The 21,858-nt window shown below is 63.7% G+C and carries 19 protein-coding genes; 11 read left to right on the forward strand and 8 right to left on the reverse strand.

Annotated elements, in window-relative coordinates:
• Positions 1 to 13: 13 nt before the first annotated feature.
• The gene (locus CKW13_RS13475; protein WP_095109117.1) at positions 14 to 682 is read right to left on the reverse strand and encodes a TetR/AcrR family transcriptional regulator; all 669 of its coding nucleotides are present in this window, start codon (positions 680 to 682) and stop codon (positions 14 to 16) included.
• Positions 683 to 828: 146 nt separating this feature from the next.
• On the opposite strand from CKW13_RS13475, the gene CKW13_RS13480 reads away from it, so the two are divergent.
• The 5 genes from CKW13_RS13480 to CKW13_RS13500 all read left to right on the forward strand — a co-directional run bounded on the left by CKW13_RS13480 (position 829) and on the right by CKW13_RS13500 (position 5,457).
• Positions 829 to 2,259, forward strand: a complete 1,431-nt coding sequence (locus tag CKW13_RS13480) for a coniferyl aldehyde dehydrogenase (RefSeq protein ID WP_095109118.1) — start codon at positions 829 to 831, stop codon at positions 2,257 to 2,259.
• Positions 2,260 to 2,286: 27 nt separating this feature from the next.
• Positions 2,287 to 2,832: a twin-arginine translocation pathway signal protein gene (locus CKW13_RS13485; RefSeq protein WP_095109119.1), complete on the forward strand. Its 546-nt coding sequence runs from the start codon at positions 2,287 to 2,289 to the stop codon at positions 2,830 to 2,832.
• An 80-nt stretch (positions 2,833 to 2,912) separates the two neighbouring features.
• Positions 2,913 to 4,508: a GMC family oxidoreductase gene (locus CKW13_RS13490; protein ID WP_095109120.1), complete on the forward strand. Its 1,596-nt coding sequence runs from the start codon at positions 2,913 to 2,915 to the stop codon at positions 4,506 to 4,508.
• Between the two features lie 115 nt (positions 4,509 to 4,623).
• Positions 4,624 to 5,103 (forward strand): pantetheine-phosphate adenylyltransferase, encoded by a 480-nt coding sequence (gene coaD, locus CKW13_RS13495; RefSeq protein WP_095109121.1) that lies wholly within the window; start codon positions 4,624 to 4,626, stop codon positions 5,101 to 5,103.
• A 102-nt stretch (positions 5,104 to 5,205) separates the two neighbouring features.
• The gene (locus tag CKW13_RS13500) at positions 5,206 to 5,457 is read left to right on the forward strand and encodes a YfhL family 4Fe-4S dicluster ferredoxin (protein ID WP_048722619.1); all 252 of its coding nucleotides are present in this window, start codon (positions 5,206 to 5,208) and stop codon (positions 5,455 to 5,457) included.
• A 121-nt stretch (positions 5,458 to 5,578) separates the two neighbouring features.
• On the opposite strand, the gene mutM is transcribed toward CKW13_RS13500, so the two are convergent.
• Entirely contained in the window at positions 5,579 to 6,391 is an 813-nt protein-coding gene (gene mutM / locus CKW13_RS13505; RefSeq protein ID WP_095109122.1) for a bifunctional DNA-formamidopyrimidine glycosylase/DNA-(apurinic or apyrimidinic site) lyase, read from the reverse strand.
• A 21-nt stretch (positions 6,392 to 6,412) separates the two neighbouring features.
• Positions 6,413 to 7,225 (reverse strand): HDOD domain-containing protein, encoded by an 813-nt coding sequence (locus CKW13_RS13510; protein ID WP_176465105.1) that lies wholly within the window; start codon positions 7,223 to 7,225, stop codon positions 6,413 to 6,415.
• Between the two features lie 208 nt (positions 7,226 to 7,433).
• Between CKW13_RS13510 and CKW13_RS13515 the strand changes: the two genes are divergently transcribed.
• The 5 genes from CKW13_RS13515 (at position 7,434) to ilvD (ending at position 14,393) form a co-directional block, all read left to right on the forward strand.
• Complete coding sequence (locus CKW13_RS13515) at positions 7,434 to 8,630, forward strand: class I SAM-dependent rRNA methyltransferase (RefSeq protein ID WP_095109124.1); 1,197 nt, start codon at positions 7,434 to 7,436, stop codon at positions 8,628 to 8,630.
• Between the two features lie 479 nt (positions 8,631 to 9,109).
• Complete coding sequence (locus CKW13_RS13520; RefSeq protein WP_095109125.1) at positions 9,110 to 10,192, forward strand: SagB family peptide dehydrogenase; 1,083 nt, start codon at positions 9,110 to 9,112, stop codon at positions 10,190 to 10,192.
• The gene (locus tag CKW13_RS13525) at positions 10,189 to 11,142 is read left to right on the forward strand and encodes a diiron oxygenase (protein WP_095109126.1); all 954 of its coding nucleotides are present in this window, start codon (positions 10,189 to 10,191) and stop codon (positions 11,140 to 11,142) included. The genes CKW13_RS13520 and CKW13_RS13525 overlap by 4 nt, the downstream gene beginning before the upstream one ends.
• Complete coding sequence (locus CKW13_RS13530) at positions 11,135 to 12,331, forward strand: MFS transporter (RefSeq protein ID WP_095109127.1); 1,197 nt, start codon at positions 11,135 to 11,137, stop codon at positions 12,329 to 12,331. The genes CKW13_RS13525 and CKW13_RS13530 overlap by 8 nt, the downstream gene beginning before the upstream one ends.
• 220 nt (positions 12,332 to 12,551) lie before the next feature.
• A complete protein-coding gene (ilvD, locus tag CKW13_RS13535; protein WP_095109128.1) occupies positions 12,552 to 14,393 on the forward strand; it encodes a dihydroxy-acid dehydratase in 1,842 nt (613 codons plus the stop codon).
• 77 nt (positions 14,394 to 14,470) lie between these two features.
• Here ilvD and CKW13_RS13540 read toward each other — a convergent pair whose 3' ends face one another.
• From CKW13_RS13540 to CKW13_RS13555, 4 genes are all read right to left on the reverse strand, one after another.
• Positions 14,471 to 15,679 carry an SGNH/GDSL hydrolase family protein gene (locus CKW13_RS13540; RefSeq protein ID WP_095109129.1) on the reverse strand — a complete coding sequence of 403 codons (1,209 nt, stop codon included), beginning with the start codon at positions 15,677 to 15,679 and terminating at the stop codon, positions 14,471 to 14,473.
• 2 nt (positions 15,680 to 15,681) lie between these two features.
• Positions 15,682 to 16,821 (reverse strand): SGNH family hydrolase, encoded by a 1,140-nt coding sequence (locus CKW13_RS13545; RefSeq protein ID WP_095109130.1) that lies wholly within the window; start codon positions 16,819 to 16,821, stop codon positions 15,682 to 15,684.
• Positions 16,808 to 18,193, reverse strand: a complete 1,386-nt coding sequence (locus CKW13_RS13550; RefSeq protein WP_095109131.1) for an MBOAT family protein — start codon at positions 18,191 to 18,193, stop codon at positions 16,808 to 16,810. The genes CKW13_RS13545 and CKW13_RS13550 overlap by 14 nt, the downstream gene beginning before the upstream one ends.
• Positions 18,194 to 18,519: 326 nt before the next feature.
• Positions 18,520 to 19,575, reverse strand: a complete 1,056-nt coding sequence (locus CKW13_RS13555) for a phosphorylcholine phosphatase (RefSeq protein WP_095109132.1) — start codon at positions 19,573 to 19,575, stop codon at positions 18,520 to 18,522.
• A gap of 242 nt (positions 19,576 to 19,817) precedes the next feature.
• Between CKW13_RS13555 and CKW13_RS13560 the strand changes: the two genes are divergently transcribed.
• Positions 19,818 to 21,209 (forward strand): L-cystine transporter, encoded by a 1,392-nt coding sequence (locus CKW13_RS13560; RefSeq protein ID WP_095109133.1) that lies wholly within the window; start codon positions 19,818 to 19,820, stop codon positions 21,207 to 21,209.
• A 101-nt stretch (positions 21,210 to 21,310) separates the two neighbouring features.
• On the opposite strand, the gene CKW13_RS13565 is transcribed toward CKW13_RS13560, so the two are convergent.
• A complete protein-coding gene (locus tag CKW13_RS13565; RefSeq protein WP_095109134.1) occupies positions 21,311 to 21,823 on the reverse strand; it encodes a dihydrofolate reductase in 513 nt (170 codons plus the stop codon).
• Positions 21,824 to 21,858: the final 35 nt, after the last annotated feature.

The raw sequence follows: 21,858 nt of genomic DNA on the forward strand, positions 1-21,858 counted from the left end.
GGCTCAGGCCATCCTACAGTTCTTCCAGCGCCTGCCCCAGCGGCACGTAGTACTCCTCAAAAAGCGCGTCCACCGCGTCCCGTGCCTGCTCGGTGACGAAACCGGCCTCCAGCACCAGCACCTGATAAACCCCGCGCTTGATCGCTTCTTCGCTCAGGTGCGTGGAGTTTTCCCGGGTGGTGCACAAAAACCGCACCCAGGACGTGAGGATGATCCAGGCGTTGAGGGTCAGGGACTCGATCTGCACCTTGTCCATCGCCAGGATGCCGGCGGCGACAAAGCCTTCGTAGATGGCGCGACCCTGGATCAGGCAACGCTGGGAGAAACGCCGGTAGCGCATGGCCAGGTCCGCGTCGCTGTCGAGCAAATGCTCCAGGTCGCGGTGCAGGAAGCGGTAGCGCCACATCGCCGCCAACAGAGCCTGCAAGTAGAAGCGCTTGTCTTCGACCGTCGCCGCGCGGCCCTGGGGCGGGCGCAGGAAGCTGTCCACCAGGCTTTCGTACTCGCTGAACAGCACGGCGATAATCGCCTGCTTGTTGGGGAAGTGGTAATAGAGGTTGCCCGGGGAAATTTCCATGTGGGCGGCGATGTGGTTGGTGCTGACGCTGCGCTCGCCCTGCTGGTTGAACAGCTCCAGGCTATTCTGGACGATGCGCTCGCTGGTTTTTATGCGTGGGGCCATGGGCAAGGGCTTTAATTCAGAGTGCGTTGGCGAGCATCTTACGGCCTAACCGCTTGTGGATAAATCAAAGTGACGCACAGTTCGGCCTTGACCTTTTAGAGTATAAGCTCTAGAAAATGCACAACTCGAATAAAACGGACGCCGCCATGCCTGCTGAAATCGCCTACCTGCAAGACGCCCAAGCCCAGCGCGACGAACTGCTCAAGCTTTTCCACGCCCAGCGCCAGGCCTACGCTGCCCATCCCATGCCCCCTGCGGCGCAGCGTCAGCAGTGGCTTAAAGCCCTGGGCGATGTACTGAACAGCGAACGCCAGGCTTTGATCGCCGCCATCAGCGAGGATTTCAGCAACCGCAGCGCCGACGAAACCCTGCTCGCCGAGCTGATGCCCAGCCTGCACGGCATCCACTACGCCAGCCGCCACCTCAAGGCCTGGATGAAACCGTCGCGGCGCAAGGTCGGCCTGGCCTTTCAGCCCGCGTCGGCCAAAGTGGTCTATCAGCCCCTGGGGGTGGTGGGCGTGATCGTGCCGTGGAACTACCCGTTGTACCTGGCTATTGGCCCGCTGGTTGGCGCCCTCGCCGCCGGTAACCGGGTGATGCTCAAGCTCAGCGAGGCCACCCCGGCCACCGGGCAACTGCTCAAAACCCTGCTGGCGCGGGTGTTCCCCCAAGACCTGGTGTGCGTGGTATTGGGCGAGGCCGAGGTGGGCATGGCCTTCTCGCGGCTGCCGTTTGACCACTTGCTGTTCACCGGCGCCACCAGCATCGGCAAGCACGTAATGCGCGCCGCCGCCGAGAACCTCACCCCGGTGACCCTGGAGCTGGGCGGCAAGTCGCCGGCCATCGTCTCCAGCGACGTGCCGCTCAAGGACGCCGCCGAGCGCATCGCCTTCGGCAAAACCCTCAATGCCGGGCAAACCTGCGTCGCCCCGGACTACGTGCTGGTGCCGCAAGAGCGCGTCGGTTCCTTCGTCGAGGCCTACCGCCAGGCTGTGCGCGGGTTTTACCCCACGCTTGTGGATAACCCGGACTACACGGCAATCATCAACGATCGCCAGCTCAACCGGCTTAACGGCTACATCAGCGACGCCACGAGCAAGGGCGCACTGTTGGTTCCGCTGTTCGAGCAGAACCAGGGCCGGCGCCTGGGCCACAGTGTGCTGCTCAATGTCAGCGACGAAATGACGGTGATGCAGGACGAAATCTTCGGCCCGCTGCTGCCGATCGTGCCCTACAGCGGCCTCGACCAGGCGTTTGCCTACATCAACCAGCGGCCGCGCCCTCTGGCGCTGTACTACTTCGGCTACGACAAGGCCGAGCAGCAACGCGTGCTGCAGGAAACCCACTCCGGCGGCGTGTGCCTGAACGACACCCTGCTGCACGTGGCCCAAGACGACCTGCCCTTCGGCGGCATCGGCCCCTCGGGCATGGGCCAGTACCACGGCCATGAAGGCTTCCTGACCTTCAGCAAGGCCAAGGGCGTGCTGGTCAAGCAACGCCTGAACGCGGCGCGGCTGATCTACCCGCCCTATGGCACGGCCATCCAGAAGCTGATCCACAAACTGTTCATCCGCTAACGCGCCCCACTGCCGGTTAAAACAATAATGAATCCATGCCTGCCCGAGCCCGCCGCACTGTCGCGGCGCGGCCTTTTGAAGTTCAGCCTGGGCGCCAGCGCCTTCCTCGCCACCGCTGGCCTGGGCGCCAGCCTGAGCGGTTGTTCGGCCAGCCAACCGGCCAGCGGTTTTCTCGCCTTGCGCAGCGCCGACCTGCCCTTTGTGCGGGCGGTGATGCCGGTGATGCTCGACGGCGCCGTGGCCGCCGACGCCCTCCCCGCTGCGCTGGAGGGCGCCCTGCAAAGCCTGGACCGCAACCTGGCCTACCTCTCGCCAGAAATGCTCAAGCTGACCCGGCAACTGTTTGACGTGCTCGCCATGGCGGTCACCCGCGGCCCCCTGACCGGCATCTGGGGCGCGTGGGAAAACGCCAGCGGCGACGACATCCGCCACTTCCTCCAGCGCTGGGAAAACAGCAGCCTGAGCCTGCTGCGCATGGGCCACAGCTCCCTGCTGCAACTGGTGATGATGGCCTGGTACAGCCGCGCCGAGGCCTGGGCCCACTGCGGCTACCCGGGGCCGCCGCGGGTGTGAGGCGCTGTGACTGACAACCCAAGGGATGCCCCCGTGGGAGCGAACCTGCCCCAACCTCAACAATAAGAAAGAGACCCCTGATGCCCGTACCCGATCCGTTTCGCGATGGCATGGCCCGCGGCTGGAAAACCCATGACGGCTCCACCCTCACCCAAGACCTGACGCTTGAAGCCGACGTGGCCATCATCGGCAGCGGCGCGGGCGGTGGCACCACGGCCGAAATCCTCAGCGCCGCCGGCTATAAAGTGCTGTTGATCGAAGAAGGCCCGCTCAAGACCAGCAGCGATTTCAAAATGCTCGAAGACGCCGCCTACGCCAGCCTTTATCAGGAAGGCATCGGCCGTTTGAGCAAGGACGGCGCCATCACCATCCTCCAGGGCCGTGCCGTGGGCGGCACCACGCTGATTAACTGGACCTCCAGTTTCCGCACCCCGGCGCCGACCCTGGAACACTGGGCCCGCGAACACAACGTCAAAGGCCATGGCGTGGCCGAGATGGCGCCCTGGTTCGAGAAAATGGAACAGCGCCTGGGGGTCGCCCCGTGGCGGGTGCCAGCCAATGCCAACAACGAAGTCATCAAAAAAGGCTGCGAACAACTGGGCTACAGCTGGCAGGTGATCCCGCGCAATGTGCGCGGTTGCTGGAACCTGGGCTATTGCGGCATGGGCTGCCCGACCAACGCCAAGCAATCGATGCTGGTCACCACCATCCCTGCCACGCTGGAAAGCGGCGGCGAGTTGCTGTACCTGGCCCGCGCCGAAAAGCTGTTGATCGACGGCGAGCGCGTGACCGGCCTGGAATGCGTGGCCATGGACGAGCGCTGCGTGGCGCCCACCGGGCGGCGCATCCGCGTCAAGGCGCGTCACTACGTACTGGCCGGCGGCGGCATCAACAGCCCGGCGCTGCTGTTGCGCTCAGGCGCGCCAGACCCTCACGCACGCCTGGGCAAGCGCACCTTTCTGCACTTGGTGAACATGTCCGCCGGGCATTTCGACGAGGTCATCAACCCGTTCTATGGCGCGCCGCAGTCGATCTACTCCGACCACTTCCAATGGCAAAACGGCACCACCGGGCCCATGTCCTACAAGCTCGAAGTGCCACCCCTGCACCCGGCGCTGGCCGCCACCCTGTTCGGCGGTTTTGGCAGCGACAACGCCCTGCGCATGGCCCAACTGCCCAACACCCACGCCATGCTGGCGCTGATGCGCGACGGCTTTCACCCCGACAGCCCCGGCGGCCACGTGGAGCTGCGCGGCGATGGCACGCCGGTGCTCGACTACCCCGTCTCGGCCTACGCCTGGGATGGCCTGCGCCGGGCCTTCCACAGCATGGCCGAGATCCAGTTCGCCGGCGGCGCCAAAGCGGTGATGCCGCTGCACAACGATGCCCGCTACGTGAAAACCCTGGGCGAGGCCCGCGCCATGATCGACGGCCTGGACCTGGCGCTGTACCGCACGCGCCTGGGCAGCGCCCACGTGATGGGCGGTTGTGCCATGGGCGAAGCGGTGCAAAGCGCGGTGTGCGACAGCCTGGGGCGCCATCATCAGTTGGCTAACCTGTCGATCCACGACGGCTCGCTGTTCCCCACCAGCATCGGCGCCAACCCGCAATTGTCGGTCTATGGCCTGACCGCACAACTGGCCAGCGCCCTGGCCGAGCGGCTGAAAAACCCGTGAAAACCAGGATTATTCGCCGCGTCTATAGTGCTTTGTTCGCAAAAAGTCGGCTTGGCCCACCGGGATTGCTGCGCTACCATCCGACTCCCCAACGGACTCCCGCCAGGACGACGCGATGAACCGAGTGTTGTACCCAGGTACCTTCGACCCTATTACCAAGGGCCATGGCGATCTGGTCGAACGCGCCTCGCGCCTGTTCGACCACGTGATTATCGCCGTGGCTGCCAGCCCCAAGAAAAACCCGCTGTTCCCCCTGGAACAACGCGTGGAGCTGGCCCGCGAGGTCACCAAGCATCTACCCAATGTCGAAGTCGTCGGCTTCTCCACCCTGTTGGCGCACTTTGCCAAGGAGCAGAACGCCAATGTGTTCTTGCGTGGCCTGCGCGCCGTGTCGGATTTCGAGTACGAGTTCCAACTGGCCAACATGAACCGCCAATTGGCGCCGGACGTGGAAAGCCTGTTCCTCACGCCGTCGGAGCGCTATTCGTTCATTTCCTCGACCCTGGTGCGGGAAATCGCGGCCCTGGGCGGCGATATCACCAAGTTCGTCCACCCGGCGGTGGCCGAGGCCCTGACCGAACGCTTCAAGAAATAACCGCCCTCCATCGCGCCCGCGTGCACTGCGCCCATCAATACGGCACAATTGCGCGCATTCGTTTTTAGCTGCCTGGGCTGTCCGCCCAGGCTGGAGTGCCCCATGTCCCTTATCATCACCGACGATTGCATCAACTGCGACGTCTGCGAGCCCGAGTGCCCCAACGCCGCCATTTCCCAAGGCGAAGAGATCTACGTGATCGACCCCAACCTGTGCACCCAATGCGTCGGCCACTACGACGAACCGCAGTGCCAGCAAGTCTGCCCGGTCGATTGCATCCCGCTGGATGAAGCCCACCCGGAAACCGAAGAACAGCTGATGGCCAAATACCGGGTGATTACCGGTAAGGCTTGAGAGGTGTGGGGGCTGGCAGGGCGCTTTCGTCGGATCGCCGCCCAGGCCAGGCCCGTTCCCACAAGGTTAAAAGGTGCCCCGTGGGAGCGAGCCTGCTCGCGATGAGGCCCTTAGCCCAGGCTCAGCGCTGGCACTTCAAGCAAAACACACTCGCCCGCTGCCCCAGCTTGACCTCGCGCAACTCACTCCCGCACACCTTGCACGCCTCATAGGCGCGGCCGTACACGAACAGTTCCTGCTGGAAGTAACCGGGTTGGCCGTCGCCGCCGATGAAGTCGCGCAAGGTGGTGCCACCGCGCTCGATGGCGGCGGCGAGGATGCGTTTGATCTCCACCGCCAAGCGCAAATAGCGCGCCCGGGAAATGCCCCCGGCCGCACGCCGTGGGTCGATGCCGGCGGCGAACAGCGCTTCGGTCGCGTAGATATTGCCCACGCCCACCACCACCGCGTTGTCCATGATGAACGGCTTGACCGCCATCGAGCGGCCCCGGGACAGCTTGAACAGCCGATCGCCGTCGAACAGCTCAGTCAAGGGTTCCGGCCCCAGGCGCGCCAGCAATTCGTGGTTCAGCGGGTCGAGGCTCCACAGCATCGCGCCGAACCGCCGCGGGTCGGTGTACCGCAGCGCCAGGCCGGATTCGAGTTCGATGTCCACATGCTCGTGCTTGGCCGCCAACGACCCGGCCTCCACCAGCCGCAGGTTGCCGGACATGCCCAAATGGCTAATCAGCGTGCCCACTTCGGCATTTATCAGCAGGTACTTGGCGCGCCGCTCCACCAGCACGATGCGCTGCCCGGACAGGCGCACATCGAGGTCTTCAGGGATCGGCCAGCGCAAGCGCCGCTCGCGCACGATCACACGGCTGACGCGCTGGCCCTCCAGGTGCGGCGCAATCCCGCGCCGGGTGGTTTCGACTTCAGGTAGTTCCGGCATGCTCGCCCCAGGGTTGAGAAATCAGTGTGCGCCCAACTCGCGGATGGTCTGCTTGAGGTTCTCGAAGTCGTAATCCGAAAGCCCCACGTAGTCCAGCACCAACGGGCCGATGCTGTTCCACTCATGGTCATCGACCTGATTACCCAGCACCCGGTACGAGGCGCAGATGTGCTCGGCCATTTTCAGGATCGACAGCAGGTTCTTCAGTTGGCTGTTGCGCGAAGACTCGTCGCTGAAAATGGCCAGGGCATTGTGGTGGTTGGCGATGGCGTTGCTGACGTGGTCTGGCAGGCGCCAGGATTTTGCCGTGTAGTAACCGACCACCGCATGGTTGGTGTTGAACGCGCGGTTCTCGGTGTCCACCACCCGGCAATCGGCGCCGGCAGCGGCGTAGGCCTGTTCCAGCACGTTCATGTAGTGGGGGAAGCGCTTGAGCATCAACGGCACGCCGCAATCGTGAAACAGGCCCAGGGCGTAGGCTTCGTCCACCGCTTGGGAGCCGATGCGCTTGGCCAGGGTCAGCGAGGTCATGGCCACGTCCTGGGCGGTGTCCCAGAAGCGGTTGAGGGTGACGATGGTGTCGTCGTTCATCTCGCCCTTGATCGACTGCGCGTTAATCAGGTTGATGATCGAACGGCTGCCCAGCAGGTTCACCGCCCGCTGGATCGAGGCAATCTTGTTGCTCAGCCCGTAATAGGGCGAATTGACGATCTTGAGCAACGCCCCGGACAGGCCCGGGTCCTGGGAGATCAGCCGCGCGATCACTTCCAGGTCCGGGTCGGGCATGTATTGCTCCATCTGCAAATCCACCATGATTTGCGGCTGGGGCGGCACACTGATGCCTTGCAGGGCCTGCTGGATCTGTTCGGCTGATAGCTCTTGGGACATAAGTACTCACTCCGGTCTAGGCGGCGATTCTACCCCTTATAAAGAGTCGGCCGACACCGCAAAACCCAACACGGATCCAGATTCAAGGGCGCACTGGCGCCGCCATTGCCAGCGCAACAGGCTATACTCCCGCTCTTTTTTCCGGAGCGACGTCATGTCCCTGCCCAGCCTGCGCCTTAAAGCCAATGCCGACCGTCGCCTGCGCAACGGCCACTTGTGGGTCTACAGCAACGAAATCGATGTGGCCGCCACCCCACTGCACGGCTTCAAGGCCGGCGATCAGGCCATCCTCGAAGCGGCCGGCGGCAAGGCCCTGGGCATCGTGGCCATGAGCCCGAACAACTTGATCTGCGCGCGCCTGCTGTCGCGCGACATCAAGTTGCCCCTGGACAAATCCCTGCTGGTGCACCGCCTCAACGTCGCGCTGTCGCTGCGCGAGCGCCTGTTCGACAAGCCGTTCTACCGCCTCGTCTATGGCGACTCCGACCTGCTGCCAGGCCTGGTGGTCGATCGCTTCGGCGACATTCTGGTGGTGCAGATCGCCTCCGCCACCATGGAAGCCCATAAAGACGACGTGATCGCCGCCCTGACCCAAGTGCTCAAGCCCAGCGGCATCCTGTTCAAGAACGACTCCGCCGCCCGCGACGCCGAAGGCCTGAACCGCTACGTCGAAACCGTGTTCGGCCTCGTGCCGGAATGGGTCGCTCTGGAAGAAAACGGCGTGAAATTCGAAGCCCCGGTGATCCAGGGCCAGAAAACCGGCTGGTTCTACGACCACCGCATGAACCGCGCACGCCTGGCGCCGTATGCCAAGGGCAAACGCGTGCTGGACCTGTACAGCTACATCGGCGGCTGGGGCGTGCAAGCCGCCGCGTTCGGCGCCAGCGAAGTGTTCTGCGTCGATGCCTCGGCCTTTGCCCTCGACGGCGTGGAGCGCAACGCCGCCCTGAATGGCTTTGCGGAAAAAATGACCTGCATCGAAGGCGACGTCTTTGAAGCCCTGAAAGAACTCAAGGCCAGCGAAGAGCGTTTCGACGTGATCGTCGCCGACCCGCCCGCCTTCATCAAACGCAAGAAAGACATGAAGAACGGCGAGGGCGCCTACCGCCGCCTCAACGAGCAAGCCATGCGCCTGCTCAGCAAGGACGGCATCCTGGTCAGCGCCTCGTGCTCCATGCACCTGCCCGAAGACGACCTGCAAAATATCCTGCTGACCAGCGCCCGCCACCTGGACCGCAACATCCAGATGCTCGAACGCGGCGGCCAAGGGCCGGATCACCCCGTTCACCCGGCCATCGCCGAAACCCGCTACATCAAGAGCATCACCTGCCGACTGCTGCCTAACAGCTGAGTCCCGGCCATCATGAAGGGCCGCACGGCCCTTCATGACTTTCAACGCATTTCCCGCCAACTAAAAAATAAACTAACCAACTCCGCTCCACAGCCCACTCTCGCTCTTGTGCGCACCCTATCGCGACCCACAATTCAAAGTAAAAATTAAACAAACTCAGCACTCTAGAAGTTCCACAAGACGGATCCTACGCCATTCATGGAACAACCCTACCCGCCAACTACTTCATCTTTAAATAATTAACCGTTACTATTTGTTCGTCACTCGGAAGTGACAACATAAAAAACACAACACTCAAACAACATACATCAAAGGAGTTACACCCATGAAAACCATCATTATGGAAGCAACCAAACTCGCCAACCTGTCTGCCATGGTTCCGGCGAAAGCCCGCTAAACCCTGCTGTTAACCGCTAGATGAGGCTGGGGAATGCCGGCGCCCCAGCCTCATCGCCCACGCTTGCAGGGCCAACATCGCCATGTATATAAATCCGAGTTTCTTTGTTCTTGCCCGACCTCCCTGCCTGGTTATATGGGACTACAAGCGTCATACACAATTTGAACTAGACCCCGACTATTCCGCCCGCCTTATCCAACTTATAGCCACGCCTGAACAACTTGATCCGTGCAACAGCATGGATGCGCAATTTCTCGCCGCCGGCCTCTTCACACCCATTCAACAAGTTCCCACACCCTGGGGCTGGGATGAACTTTCCAAGATATTCCATATCGGCACAAAGAATATTCCCTGCGAATATATGCCACAGGATATCAATGAGTGGTCGCAGCATTATCTGGCGCATTGCAAAGAAGTCATGGCCGCTGCGCCGCCCCCGCCGCGCTGCACCTTTGACGGGCCCGAGCTGATCCCCCTGCCCGACCCTGCGCTGTCGGTGGCCCGGGCCGCCGGGCTGGCCACCACCCTGATTCAGCGCAAAACCTGCCGCTCCTTCACCCCGCGCGCGGTCAGCCTGGTGGACGTGGGCACCCTGCTGTACCTGACGCTCGGCTATTTGCACGAACGCGCCGACGACGATGACCCGGCCATTGCCGAGGGCTTCGCGGCACGGCGCAGCAGCCCCTCCGGTGGCGGCTTGAACGCCTGCGACGGCTACCTGTATGTGCGCAATGTCAGCGGCCTCGCCCCGGGGGTGTACTTCTACCACCCCGACCGCCATGCCCTGCAACTGGTCGCGCCGTTGCTTGACGCACCGCTGGGCCAGTTGCTGGCCGGCCAGCATTTCATCAACCCGCTGCCGGTGGGCCTGTTCATTACCTGCCGCTTCGACAAGCTGTGGTGGAAGTACGAACACTCGCGCGCCTATCGCATGGCCTACGTCGAGGCCGGGCACCTGTCCCAGACCTTCCAGTTGCTCGCCACCGCCCTGGGCCTGAACACCTGGCTCACCGGCGCCCTGAGCGACGCCCAGGTCGAAGCCCAGCTTGGCCTGCAAGAAACCTCGGCCGAACAGGCGCTGTTTTTCGTCGGCTGCGGCCACGGTGACGGCCAGGCCCAATGCCAGGAACTGCGTGCGTTGATCGCCGCCCAGGACGCCCCATGACCGCCTCCAGCGCCGCCCAACACCGTTTCACCCTGGCCGACTGGGACCGCAAGGCCTCGGTGCGCAGCAAACCCGACTGCTTCGAGCTACCCGCCGACCTCGACCGGCAACTGCTCACCCAGGACTGGTTTCCGCCCGCGTTCCTGCCGTACCTGGCGCACCCGCTGATCCAGGGCCTGGGCCGCGCCACCCAGCAGCGTTTGGCGGCCAATCACCTGGTGTATTTCCTCGACTACACCACCCTGCTGGAACACAAAATCGTCAACCGCGCCGTCGAAACCCTGGTCCACGGCGACCTGGCCATGGCCGTGCCCCGGCCGATGCGCACCGCGGCCCTGCAGCTGTACACCGACGAGGGCTACCACGCGCTGTTTTCCGACACCCTGGCCGCGCAGATCGCCCACTGGTACGGCATCGACAACCGCCACCGCGTGCCCCAGCGCATCCGCCACCTGCTGGCGCTGGTGCAGCGCACCGCGCCGCAACAGGTGCCGCTGGCCTGGTTTTTCATCGGTTTCGTCTCCGAAACCATCATCGCCAAGGAGCTGCTGGCCATCACCCGCGACAGCCTGATCCCGTGCGTCTACCACATGCTGCGCGAACACCTGGAAGACGAGGCGCGGCACAGCCGCTACTTCTGCGAGGTGTTCGGCTACACCTGGGAGGCGCTGGCGGCGGCGCGGCAACCGGCGGCGGCGGACCTGCTGCTGGCGATCATTCAGGTGTTCGCGCAGATCGATGGCCAGTGGCTGCACGAAAGCTTCGCCAGCGCCGGCATCGACCCGGCCACCCGCACGCAGGTGATCGAGCCGCTGCTCCAGCCCCAGGCCTGGGCACAGCGGGCGCGGGCCAATGCCACCACCACCCTGGCGACGATGAAGAAGTACGGTTTCTTCGAGCCTGCCTACAACCGCCAGTTGTTCGTCGACGCAGGGCTGATCGATGGCTAGGGCGAGCAAGGGTGCAGCGGTGGCGCTGTTGCTGGCCATGGTGTTGCTCGGGGTTTTCCCCATCGACGTGCTGCTGCCGTCCTTCCCGGCGCTGTCCGCCCATTTCGCCACCCCCGCGGCGGATGTCGCGTTTTCCATCAGCCTGTTCGCCATCGGCATCGCCCTGTCCCAACTGCTGCTCGGGCCGTTGTCCGACGTGATCGGGCGCAAGGGCTTGTTGCTGGCGGGCATGGCCGTGGCGATGCTGGGCGCGGCGGGGTGCGCGCTGGCCAGCGACTACCGCTGGTTTCTTGCCTTTCGCCTGCTCCAAGCCCTGGGCTGCGGCTGCTTCGTACTGTCCCAGGCGCTGGTCCAAGACTTGTTCCAGGGCCGCGAACGGGAGCGTTTGCGCATCCTGATGACCACCGCCACCGGGGTGTTCATCTCGCTGTCTCCCCTGGCCGGCACGCTGCTGCAGGGCGCGGTGGGCTGGCGCGGCAGCTTTTATCTGTTTATCGGCCTCGCGGCGCTGGTGTGGCTCAAGGCCTGGGTGTTCCTGCCCGCCGCGCCGCGCCGCGCCGAGGGGCCACGGCAGAACATCCTCCAGGCCTACCGCCGCCTGGGCGGGCGCTTCGACTTCTTCGCGTACTGGCTGATAAGCGCCATCGCGTTTGCCTGCCACTTTTCCTTCATCGTCATCTCGCCGCTGATTTTCATGGAGCAGTTGGGCCTGTCGGCTTACCAATTTGCCCTGACCCTGCTGCTGTACGGCGCCGCTTACCTGGTCGGCGGCGTGGTCGCCGGGGCGCTGAGTGCGCGGGTCAGCGCCCACGGGCAGATTGTCGGCGGGCTGAGCCTGATCCTGCTTGCGGGGCTGCTGATGCTGGCCCTCACCGGGTGGTGGGGCGTAAGCACCCTGACCATCCTGCTGCCGATGCTGGTGTGCACCGCCGGCACCACCCTCACCCGGCCCGCCGCCACGTCCCGGGCCATGGACGTGTTCCCCGAGCAGGCCGGCGCCTCGGCCTCGGCGGGCAGTGTGCTGATTTTCATTATCGGCGGGCTGCTCAGCGCCCTGATTAACCTGGCCAGCGGCAGCCACCTGGCCTGGACACTGGCCGCGTGCCTGATGCTGTCGGGCGCCCTGGGCCTGGCGCTCAATGCGCAGCTGCGGCGGGGCCTGGCCCGCACCGGCCAAGCGGGCGCCTGACACTCGGCGCGGCGCGCCATTCCTTCCTGGCGCCAGCGGTGTAGAATCGGCGCATTCATCGCCAGTCATCCCCGGCGGGTTTATGAGCTCAAGGCCCAGGCACACGGCGATCCCGTAACGCTGGCGGCAGCATCCGGGCACACGGCCATTTCTGTGTGTTCCAGACGTCAATAGAAGCTCACTTCCCTTTTGATACCTGATTAACCGCCCGGAGTGTTCCATGCCTGCTTACCGCTCGAAAACATCCACCCACGGCCGCAACATGGCCGGCGCCCGCGCACTGTGGCGCGCCACGGGGATGAAAGATGACGACTTCAAGAAGCCGATCATCGCCGTCGCCAACTCCTTCACCCAGTTCGTTCCCGGCCACGTCCACCTCAAGGACATGGGCCAACTGGTCGCCCGCGAAATCGAACGCGCCGGCGGCGTGGCCAAGGAATTCAACACCATCGCCGTCGATGACGGCATCGCCATGGGCCACGACGGCATGCTCTATTCGCTGCCCAGCCGCGAGATCATCGCCGACTCCGTCGAATACATGGTCAACGCCCACTGCGCCGACGCCATCGTGTGCATCTCCAACTGCGACAAGATCACCCCTGGCATGCTGATGGCCGCCCTGCGCCTGAACATCCCGGTGATCTTCGTCTCCGGCGGCCCAATGGAAGCGGGCAAGACCAAACTGGCCAGCCATGGCCTGGACCTGGTCGATGCCATGGTGATCGCCGCCGACGACACGGCCTCTGACGAGAAGGTCGCCGAGTACGAGCGCAGCGCCTGCCCGACCTGCGGTTCGTGCTCCGGCATGTTCACCGCCAACTCCATGAACTGCCTCACCGAAGCCCTGGGCCTGGCCCTGCCGGGCAACGGCTCGACCCTGGCCACCCACAGCGACCGCGAACAGCTGTTCCTGCAGGCCGGGCGCACCATCGTCGACCTGTGCCGCCAGTACTACATCGAAGAAGACGAGTCGGTGCTGCCGCGCAACATCGCCAACTTCAAGGCGTTCGAGAACGCCATGACCCTCGACATCGCCATGGGCGGTTCGACCAACACCATCCTGCACCTGCTGGCCGCCGCCCAGGAGGCCGAGATCGACTTCAACCTCAAGGACATCGACCGCCTCTCGCGCCACGTGCCGCAGCTGTGCAAGGTCGCGCCGAACATCCAGAAGTACCACATGGAAGACGTGCACCGCGCCGGCGGCATCTTCTCCATCCTCGGCTCCCTGGCCCGTGGCGGCCTGCTGCACACCGACCTGCCGACCGTGCACAGCAAGACCATGGCCGACGCCATCGCCAAATGGGACATCACCCAGACCAGCGATGAAGCCGTGCACCACTTCTTCAAGGCCGGCCCGGCGGGCATCCCGACCCAGACCGCGTTCAGCCAGTCCACCCGTTGGCCGAGCCTGGACGACGACCGTGAAAACGGCTGCATCCGCAGCGTCGAGCACGCCTACTCCCAGGAAGGTGGCCTCGCCGTGCTCTACGGCAACATCGCCCTGGACGGCTGCGTGGTGAAAACCGCGGGCGTGGACGAGTCGATCCATGTGTTCGAGGGCAACGCGAAAATCTTTGAAAGCCAGGACAGCGCCGTGCGCGGCATCCTCGCCGACGAAGTGCAGGCCGGTGACATCGTCATCATCCGCTACGAAGGGCCCAAGGGCGGCCCGGGCATGCAAGAAATGCTCTACCCAACCTCGTACCTCAAGTCCAAGGGCCTGGGTAAAGCCTGTGCGCTGCTCACCGACGGGCGCTTCTCCGGCGGCACCTCGGGCCTGTCCATCGGCCACGCCTCGCCGGAAGCCGCCGCGGGCGGCGCCATCGGCCTGGTGCGGGACGGCGATAAAGTGCTGATCGACATCCCCAACCGCTCGATCAACCTGCTCGTCAGCGATCAAGAGCTGGCGGCGCGCCGCGTTGAACAGGACAACAAAGGCTGGAAACCGGTGGAAGTGCGCCCGCGCAAAGTCACCACCGCCCTCAAGGCCTACGCCCTGCTGGCCACCAGCGCCGACAAAGGCGCCGTGCGCAACAAGGCCATGCTCGACGGCCTCTGATCCACGCCCATAAAAATGCCCCGCCCAGTGCGGGGCATTTTTATGCCTGCGACTAACCGTACGCGCGCCAATCAACCTCAGGGCAGGCGTTCGCCCAGTTGCCCGCGCAGGAAGCGGTACAGCCCTTCGGCGCTTTGCCGGTAACCGTCGGCGGTGAGGTGCACCAGGTCGCCACGGGCCATTTCCCGGGCCTGCCAGTTGCGGATCGAGCAATCGCCGCCCATGAACGCCTGCCAGTCCCAGTACAACGCGCCGCTTTGCCGGGCGACGGTTTTCTGGATCTGGATGACTTGGCGCAGGCTGTGGGGCTGGGCGGCGGCGCAGGCCTGGGCGCGGCGGTGCTTGATCGAATCCGGGGCGCCCACCAACAAGATCACGGCTTTGGGCAAGGTTCGCCGCAGTTCGGCGATTTTGCCCTGCAATTGGCGCTCGTACAGCCCAAAGTCCAGCTCATCGTCGAAGGCTTCGTTGGTGCCGTAGGCCAATACCACCAGGTCTGGGCGCAGGGCCTTGAGGGTGTCGAGCCAACCGGCCTGCCACTTGTCCAGCACGTCCAGGCGCGCGCCGTTGATACCCAGGGCCGAATAGGTCACGCCGGCGTTTTTCTGCCCCTGAATATTCCAGCCGCCCAACGCCAGGCCCTGGGGCTGGGCGATGCTCAGTTCCACCGGCAAGGCGATGTTGTTGAACACCGGGCTGAACCGCCACTGCCCGCCCGTGGCCGCCAGCATGCGGCTGGCCTGGGTCGCGCCGTCGCGGGCCTTGAGGCTGTTATTGGCCTGCGCCTGGTACAGCGCCGACACCCGATAACGCTGCCCGCTAGGCTGGCGCTCGGCAATCCGCACCTGCGCGCCCGCCACCTGAGGCAACGCCAGGTAGCCGCCCAGCGGGAACTGCGCGCTTTGCTGGTTGCGCGCCGACACCAGCGCCCATTGGCGCTTGGCCGTGGTCAGGATGACCCGCTCGTAGCGGGTGCCGGGCACGGGGGTGGCGGCAACGAAGCCGATACCGCCATCGCCGTACTGGGCCTGGAGCAAACGGCGCATCTCGCCGCTGAACAGGTCGGCGGCGGTGTGCGAGTCGCCCAGTTGCACGACGCTGATGGGGCTGCGGTTGGCGCTCTTGAAGCGTGCCGTCAGCGCCGCCAGGTTCGGCACGGCGGCGTTATAGGTGACGGCTTTTTTGACGACGGGCGCCGGGGTGGCCTGCACCGCGTCCACGGGGGCGCAACTGCTCAGCAAGGCAAAGCTCATCAGTAGCGCGATCACGCCCGGCAGGTGCCGCATGTCTAGTGTTCCGTCAATTGTTCACTGGGGAAGTTGATCCGCGACAGCACCTGCGCAGAGATCAGTTTTTGGCCAGTGATGGTGAAGTGAATGCCATCGTCGACACGGGTCTTGAGTTGCTTGCCGCCCTTGTCCGTCAGGTAGTAGGAAAACTGCGCACTGGTATAACCCAGCACTTCGTTGGCCGAGACGTAATGCTGGCCGTAGTGTTCGACGCGGTTCTTATACAGGTCGCTGAGGTACGCCATGGCATCCGACAGCTTGGTTTTTTGCATGTTCGGCGGGCCGACCCAAATCACTTGCACATTCTGCGCCTGGGCCACGTCGAGGATGGCATCGATGCGCTGGCGGTAAAGGTTTTCCCAATCCGGCGTTTTGAAGCGCAGGAACGGCTTGCCCTTGCCCTGGGGCATGTCCCACGGGTCGTTGGGGCCGAGGAAAACCACCATCAGGCGAATGCGCGGGTTGGCTTGCAGGGTGCTTTGCACCGTTTTCGGCCAGTTGAAAAAACTCGGGTACGCCAGCCCCGTACTCTGGCGGCTGAGGTTGACGCTCTTGAGGTTGTAGCGTTTGCGCAGGGTGTTGGCCATGTGCGGCGCCACGCCTTGCATCAGCGAGTCGCCGACAAAAAACACCTCGTCTCCGCTGTTGAGAGACGCCATCAGCGGCGTGCTGGTGACCCGAGGCATGGCCGCTGCGGCAACCGTGGGCGGCGCAGCCACCGGCACTCGCCGCGGGGCAGGTGCAACCGGGGCGGGTTTCACCACGGCGGGGGTGGCCCCCAGGGTTTTGGCCACGGGCGGTGCAACCACGGGCGCTACCGCGATCGCGGGGGCCACATCGTTTTGCGGCGCCGCTTCTGCCTCGGCCACTGCCTGGAATTGGCCGTGGCCGCTCAAGCTCTCGACAAACGCCACCCGCGCCGCGCCCAGCGCCTCGCTCAGATAAGCCCCGGTGCGCCATGCCGTGCTTTGGCCCAAGCCGGGAAGTTCGCAGCCGTCGTGGTACTTCTGCTGGCAATACTGGCGCACCGAATCCTGGTTCAACCACAACAACAGCGCACTGCTCAGCAGCATGGCGTACAGCACCCGTGCGGCACCGGCCTGGTGGCGCAACAATGGCGACGGTTCAGAAACTGGCATAGATAAACCCCGGCACGCCCGACGGCGAAGCAAAAATCACCAAGCAGATAAACAGTGCCAAGGGCACGGGATACACCAGCCACGGCAGGCGCGTGCCAGCATCGAACAGGCGTTGCAACCCCGCGACGAGGCGCGGGTAGAACGCCACGCCCAACAGGCACGCCAGCAGGCTCGCGCCGGTATTGGCCAGCCCCGCCGCCGACATCGTGCCCAGGCCCGCGAGCATGTCCAGGGCATCATCGAAGGTGGCGCAGCGGAAGAAAATCCAGGCAAAGGCCACGTAGTGGAAGGTCAACAGGCGCGCCAGCAGGTCCGGGCAGCGCGGCAAACGCGGGCTGCACAGCTTGTACAGCGCCAGCCCCACACCGTGGAGCGCACCCCAGATCAGGAAATTGGCGCTGGCACCGTGCCACAAACCGGAAATCAGCATCGCCAGCAGCATGTTCAGGTTGCCGCGCCACACCCCACGGCGGTTGCCGCCCAAGGGGATGTACACGTAGTCGCGGATAAAGGTGGAGAGGCTGATGTGCCAGCGCCCCCAGAATTCTTTGAGGTTGCGCGCCGCGTAGGGGAAGTTGAAGTTCTCGGGTAGGCGAAAACCCAACAGCAGCGCGATGCCAGTCACCAGGTTGGTGTAGCCGCTGAAATTGAAATAGATCAGGAACGAATAGCCGTACACGCTGCGCAAAATCTGCTCGCCCGAATAGCCCACCGGCGTCTCGAACACCGGGTCCACCCATTCGTTGGCCAGCCACGAACTCAAGAAGAACAGCTTGACCACCGCCATGGCGATCAGGCCCAAGGCCCGTTGCGGCTCCAATACCTGGCGGATGCCCTCGGGGCGGATTTGCGGCAATAAATGGCTGGCGCGGTTGACCGGGCCGGCGATCAGGCTGGGGAAAAACGCCAGGTACAGCGCCAGGTCGAACGGCGAGCCGGGCTTGAGTTCCCCCCGGTTGATCGACACCAGGTAACTGACCGAGTGAAAGGTATAGAACGACAGCCCAATGGGCAGCAGCACTTGCAGCAGCGGCAGGGCCACATCCAGCCCCAGGCTCAGCAACACACCCTGCACGGAACTGGTGAAAAAATCCTGGTACTTGAACAGGTAAAAACAGCCCAGCACCAGCAACAGCAGCAACGCCCAGGTAATGCGCTGGGCAGGAAAACGCTGGCTGAACAGGCCCAGGGCATACACCAGCACGGTGTAGCCCAGCAGCACGTAAAGGAAGTCGAGGCTGAAACTGGCGAGGATCGCGTAGCTAGCGGCCAGCAACAGCGCGTTTTGCAGGCGCGGGCTCCAGCACAGGCTCCAGTAGAAGGCGAAAAACAGGATGAAACACAGGCCGAATTCGATCGAAAGATAGCTCACAACGTAGTCCGTTACGTAAAGGCAAAACAACAACGCCACCGGCCGCGACAGGCCGCGGGGTGGCGTAAAAAGGGCGCGCGATTATGGCAGAAGGCCTGCACTGCTCACAAGGTAAAAGGCCGAGCTAGAGCCGTCGGAGTAAACGACCGGGGATGTAGGCCAAGCCCACAAACGCCCCCACTGTGGGCGCAACTGTCTTGCCCCCGCCATCGCGAGCAGGCGCGCTCCCACAAAGGAAAAGCAAATCCCACCCACACTGTGGGAGCGGCCCCTGCCCGCGATGAGGCCAGAACCGGCAGCGCATGATTAGCCAGCAAGCCCCGCGCTTACAAAATGTCTTCAGGTTTGACGATCACCCAGTTCTTGTCCGCCGTGACCGGCAGCCCTTCCTGGGCTTGGGCGGCGGCGTGCTTGGTCATCATGGCGTTGATCTGCGCACGGTATTTGTCTTTGCGGTCGATCCACAGGTGGATGCCGCCCTTGGCCACGTCAACGCCGTGAAACAGCATGTAGCCATCACTGGTCGGGGTGTCGCCGCCCACCAGCACCGGTTTTTTCCATTCGTCGATGTAAGTCAGGATCGCCGCGTGCTTGCCCGCCATCCAGGTCGCCGGGGTCCACAGGTAAGGCGTGAGTTCCAGGCCGAGGTTGGCTTTTTCGTCGTACTTACCGGCACTGATCTGCTTGCGCGCAGTGGTCAGTTCGCCGCTTTTGCGATCTTTTAGCAGCAAACTCACACCGATCACGTTCTGCGGTTTGACGTTGTAGCCGTACTTGGGGTCGGAGGCGACCATGCGCACCAGCTCTTCGGAAGCCGCGGTCATTACGTAGACCTCGATGCCGTTCTCCATCAAACGGTTATACAACTCGACCTGGCCGGGGAAGATCTGCGGCGGCTTGACCTCCATCGTCTTCACCACGTCGCCCTCGTAATAGCTGACCGGCACCGGTTTACCGGCGGCCATCAACTCATCGACATAACCCTTGAGTTCCTTGAGGGTGAAGCCGGAAAACACCTGCGCCACCCAGGGGTAGCACACCATGTCGTCCACTTCGCAGAGGCGGTAGTAGTAGCTGAACAGGCTTTCCTTGTGCTCAGCGGTGTCTTTGAAGGGCATCAGTTTCAGGGACGGGTCCAGGCTTTCGCGGGTAATCAGGCCCTTGTTCTCCATGAACGGCAGCAAGGATTCTTCCAGGTCATAGCGGTAGCTGGTGTTGTCCATGTCGAACACCGCGTAGTTACCTTTGTTGGCATTGGCCGCGATCATGGCGTTCAACTGCTTGGCCTGCTCTGCGGGCCAGTGCTGCAACTCGGTGGCCAGCACCTGGCCGGCGAGGCCCAGGCACAGCGCGGCAGCGATCAATCTCGAAGCGAGTTTCATGGCGGGTTCTCCCTGAATGGAAGCGTTGGACGCTAGCAAATCCCCATCACCGCGCCGCTCTGCCCACGACCGCTTGCGTCGTAATTGCGCCACCGGCATGCGCATCTGCGCCACAGCCTTATTCCAAAAACGACGGTCACCATTCCATCTCGGTATTAATTCATTATTTTTCAAGCTGTTAGGCTTGCCGGTTCGCAATCGCAGCGCTACGCGATTGGCACTCGTTTATGTCCGGAGTCTCAATGAATCTGCCGCTGATCCTCAATCTGCTGGTATTCCTCGCCCTGTTGCTGGGCCTGGCCCAAACCCGCCACACCACGTGGAGCCTGGCCAAGAAAGTCCTACTGGCCCTGGTGCTGGGCGTGGCGTTCGGCGTGGCCCTGCACACGATTTACGGCGCCGATAGCCCGGTGCTCAAGGCCTCCCTCGGCTGGTTTGACCTGGTGGGCAACGGTTACGTGCAATTGCTGCAAATGATCGTGATTCCGCTGGTATTTGCTTCGATCCTCAGCGCCGTGGCCCGCCTGCACAACGCCTCGTCCCTGGGCAAGATCAGCTTCCTGACCATCGGCACCCTGCTGTTCACCACCGCCATCGCGGCGTTGATCGGCATCGCCCTGACCAACCTGTTCGGCCTCACCGCCCAAGGGCTGGTGGCCGGCACCCAGGAACTGGCGCGCCTGCAAACCATCCAGAGCGACTACGCCGGTAAGGTTGCCGACCTGAATGTGCCGCAGTTGCTGTTGTCGTTTATCCCGCAGAACCCCTTCGCCGACCTGGCCCGCGCCAAGCCTACCTCCATCATCAGCGTGGTGATTTTCGCCGCGTTCCTGGGTGTGGCGGCGCTGCAACTGCTCAAGGACGATGTGGAAAAAGGCCAGAAAGTCATCAACGCCATCGACACCCTGCAAGCCTGGGTGATGCGCCTGGTGCGCCTGGTGATGAAGCTGACGCCCTACGGCGTGCTGGCCCTGATGACCAAGGTGGTGGCCGGTTCCAACCTGCAAGACATCATCAAGCTCGGCAGTTTTGTCGTGGTGTCCTACATCGGCCTGGGCCTGATGTTCGTGGTCCATGGCCTGCTGGTGGCGCTGGCCGGGATCAACCCACTGCGTTTTTTCCGCAAGGTCTGGCCAGTGCTGACCTTCGCCTTCACCAGCCGCTCCAGCGCCGCGAGCATTCCGTTGAGCATCGAGGCGCAAACCCGGCGCCTGGGTATTCCGCAGTCGATCGCCAGTTTCGCCGCGTCCTTTGGTGCAACCATCGGCCAGAACGGTTGCGCCGGGTTGTACCCGGCCATGCTGGCGGTGATGGTGGCCCCGACCGTGGGCATCAACCCCCTGGACCCACTGTGGATCGCGACGCTGGTGGCGATTGTCACGTTGAGTTCGGCGGGCGTGGCGGGCGTGGGCGGCGGTGCAACCTTCGCCGCGCTGATCGTGCTACCGGCCATGGGCTTGCCGGTGGCGCTGGTGGCGCTGCTGATTTCCGTAGAGCCGTTGATCGACATGGGCCGCACAGCCCTGAACGTCAGCGGTTCGATGACCGCCGGGGCGATCACCAGCCAGATCATGCAGCAGACCGATAAAGAACTGCTCAATGCCGATGAGCATGAGGAATTGGCGCACGCTTAGCGGCGCCTGTTACCCCTATTAACAGCATCGCGGGCGGGCCCGCTCCCACAGGTAACCGAGTTCCACTGTGAGAGCGCGCCCGCCCGCGATGCTGTTAGCCCTCAGTGGCGGTGCCACACCTCAAAGCTGTACGCCGGTTTGTCGCCCTCGGCGGCCACCGGGGTGTTACTGACCAGGGTCCACTGGCCCGGGTCGAATTCGGGGAACCACGCATCGCCCTCGGGGCTGAGCGCCACGCGGGTCAGGTACAAGCGGTCGGCATCGGCCAGGGCCTGGCTATAGAGCTGCGCGCCGCCAATCAACATCACTTCATCCACGCCCTGCTCCTGGGCCCAGGCTTGCGCGCGGGCCAGGGCGGCGTCCAACGAGGGGTAGACCTGCGCGCCTTCTAGCTGCAAACCCGGCTGGCGGCTGACCACGATGTTCAGGCGCCCGGGCAAGGGCCGGCCGAGGGAATCCCAGGTCTTGCGGCCCATGACGATGGGTTTGCCCAGCGTAGTGGCCTTGAAGTATTTGAAATCCCCCGGCAAGTGCCAGGGCATGCGGTTATCGACGCCGATCACGCGGTTCTCGGCGAGGGCCGCGATCAGGCTTAAGGGGAGAGTTTTTTTCATGGCGGCGAGGATAGCAGAGCCGTCTTACCCCGATA

The organism is Pseudomonas sp. Irchel 3E20, from assembly GCF_900187645.1.
In the GTDB taxonomy this organism is placed as follows: domain Bacteria; phylum Pseudomonadota; class Gammaproteobacteria; order Pseudomonadales; family Pseudomonadaceae; genus Aquipseudomonas.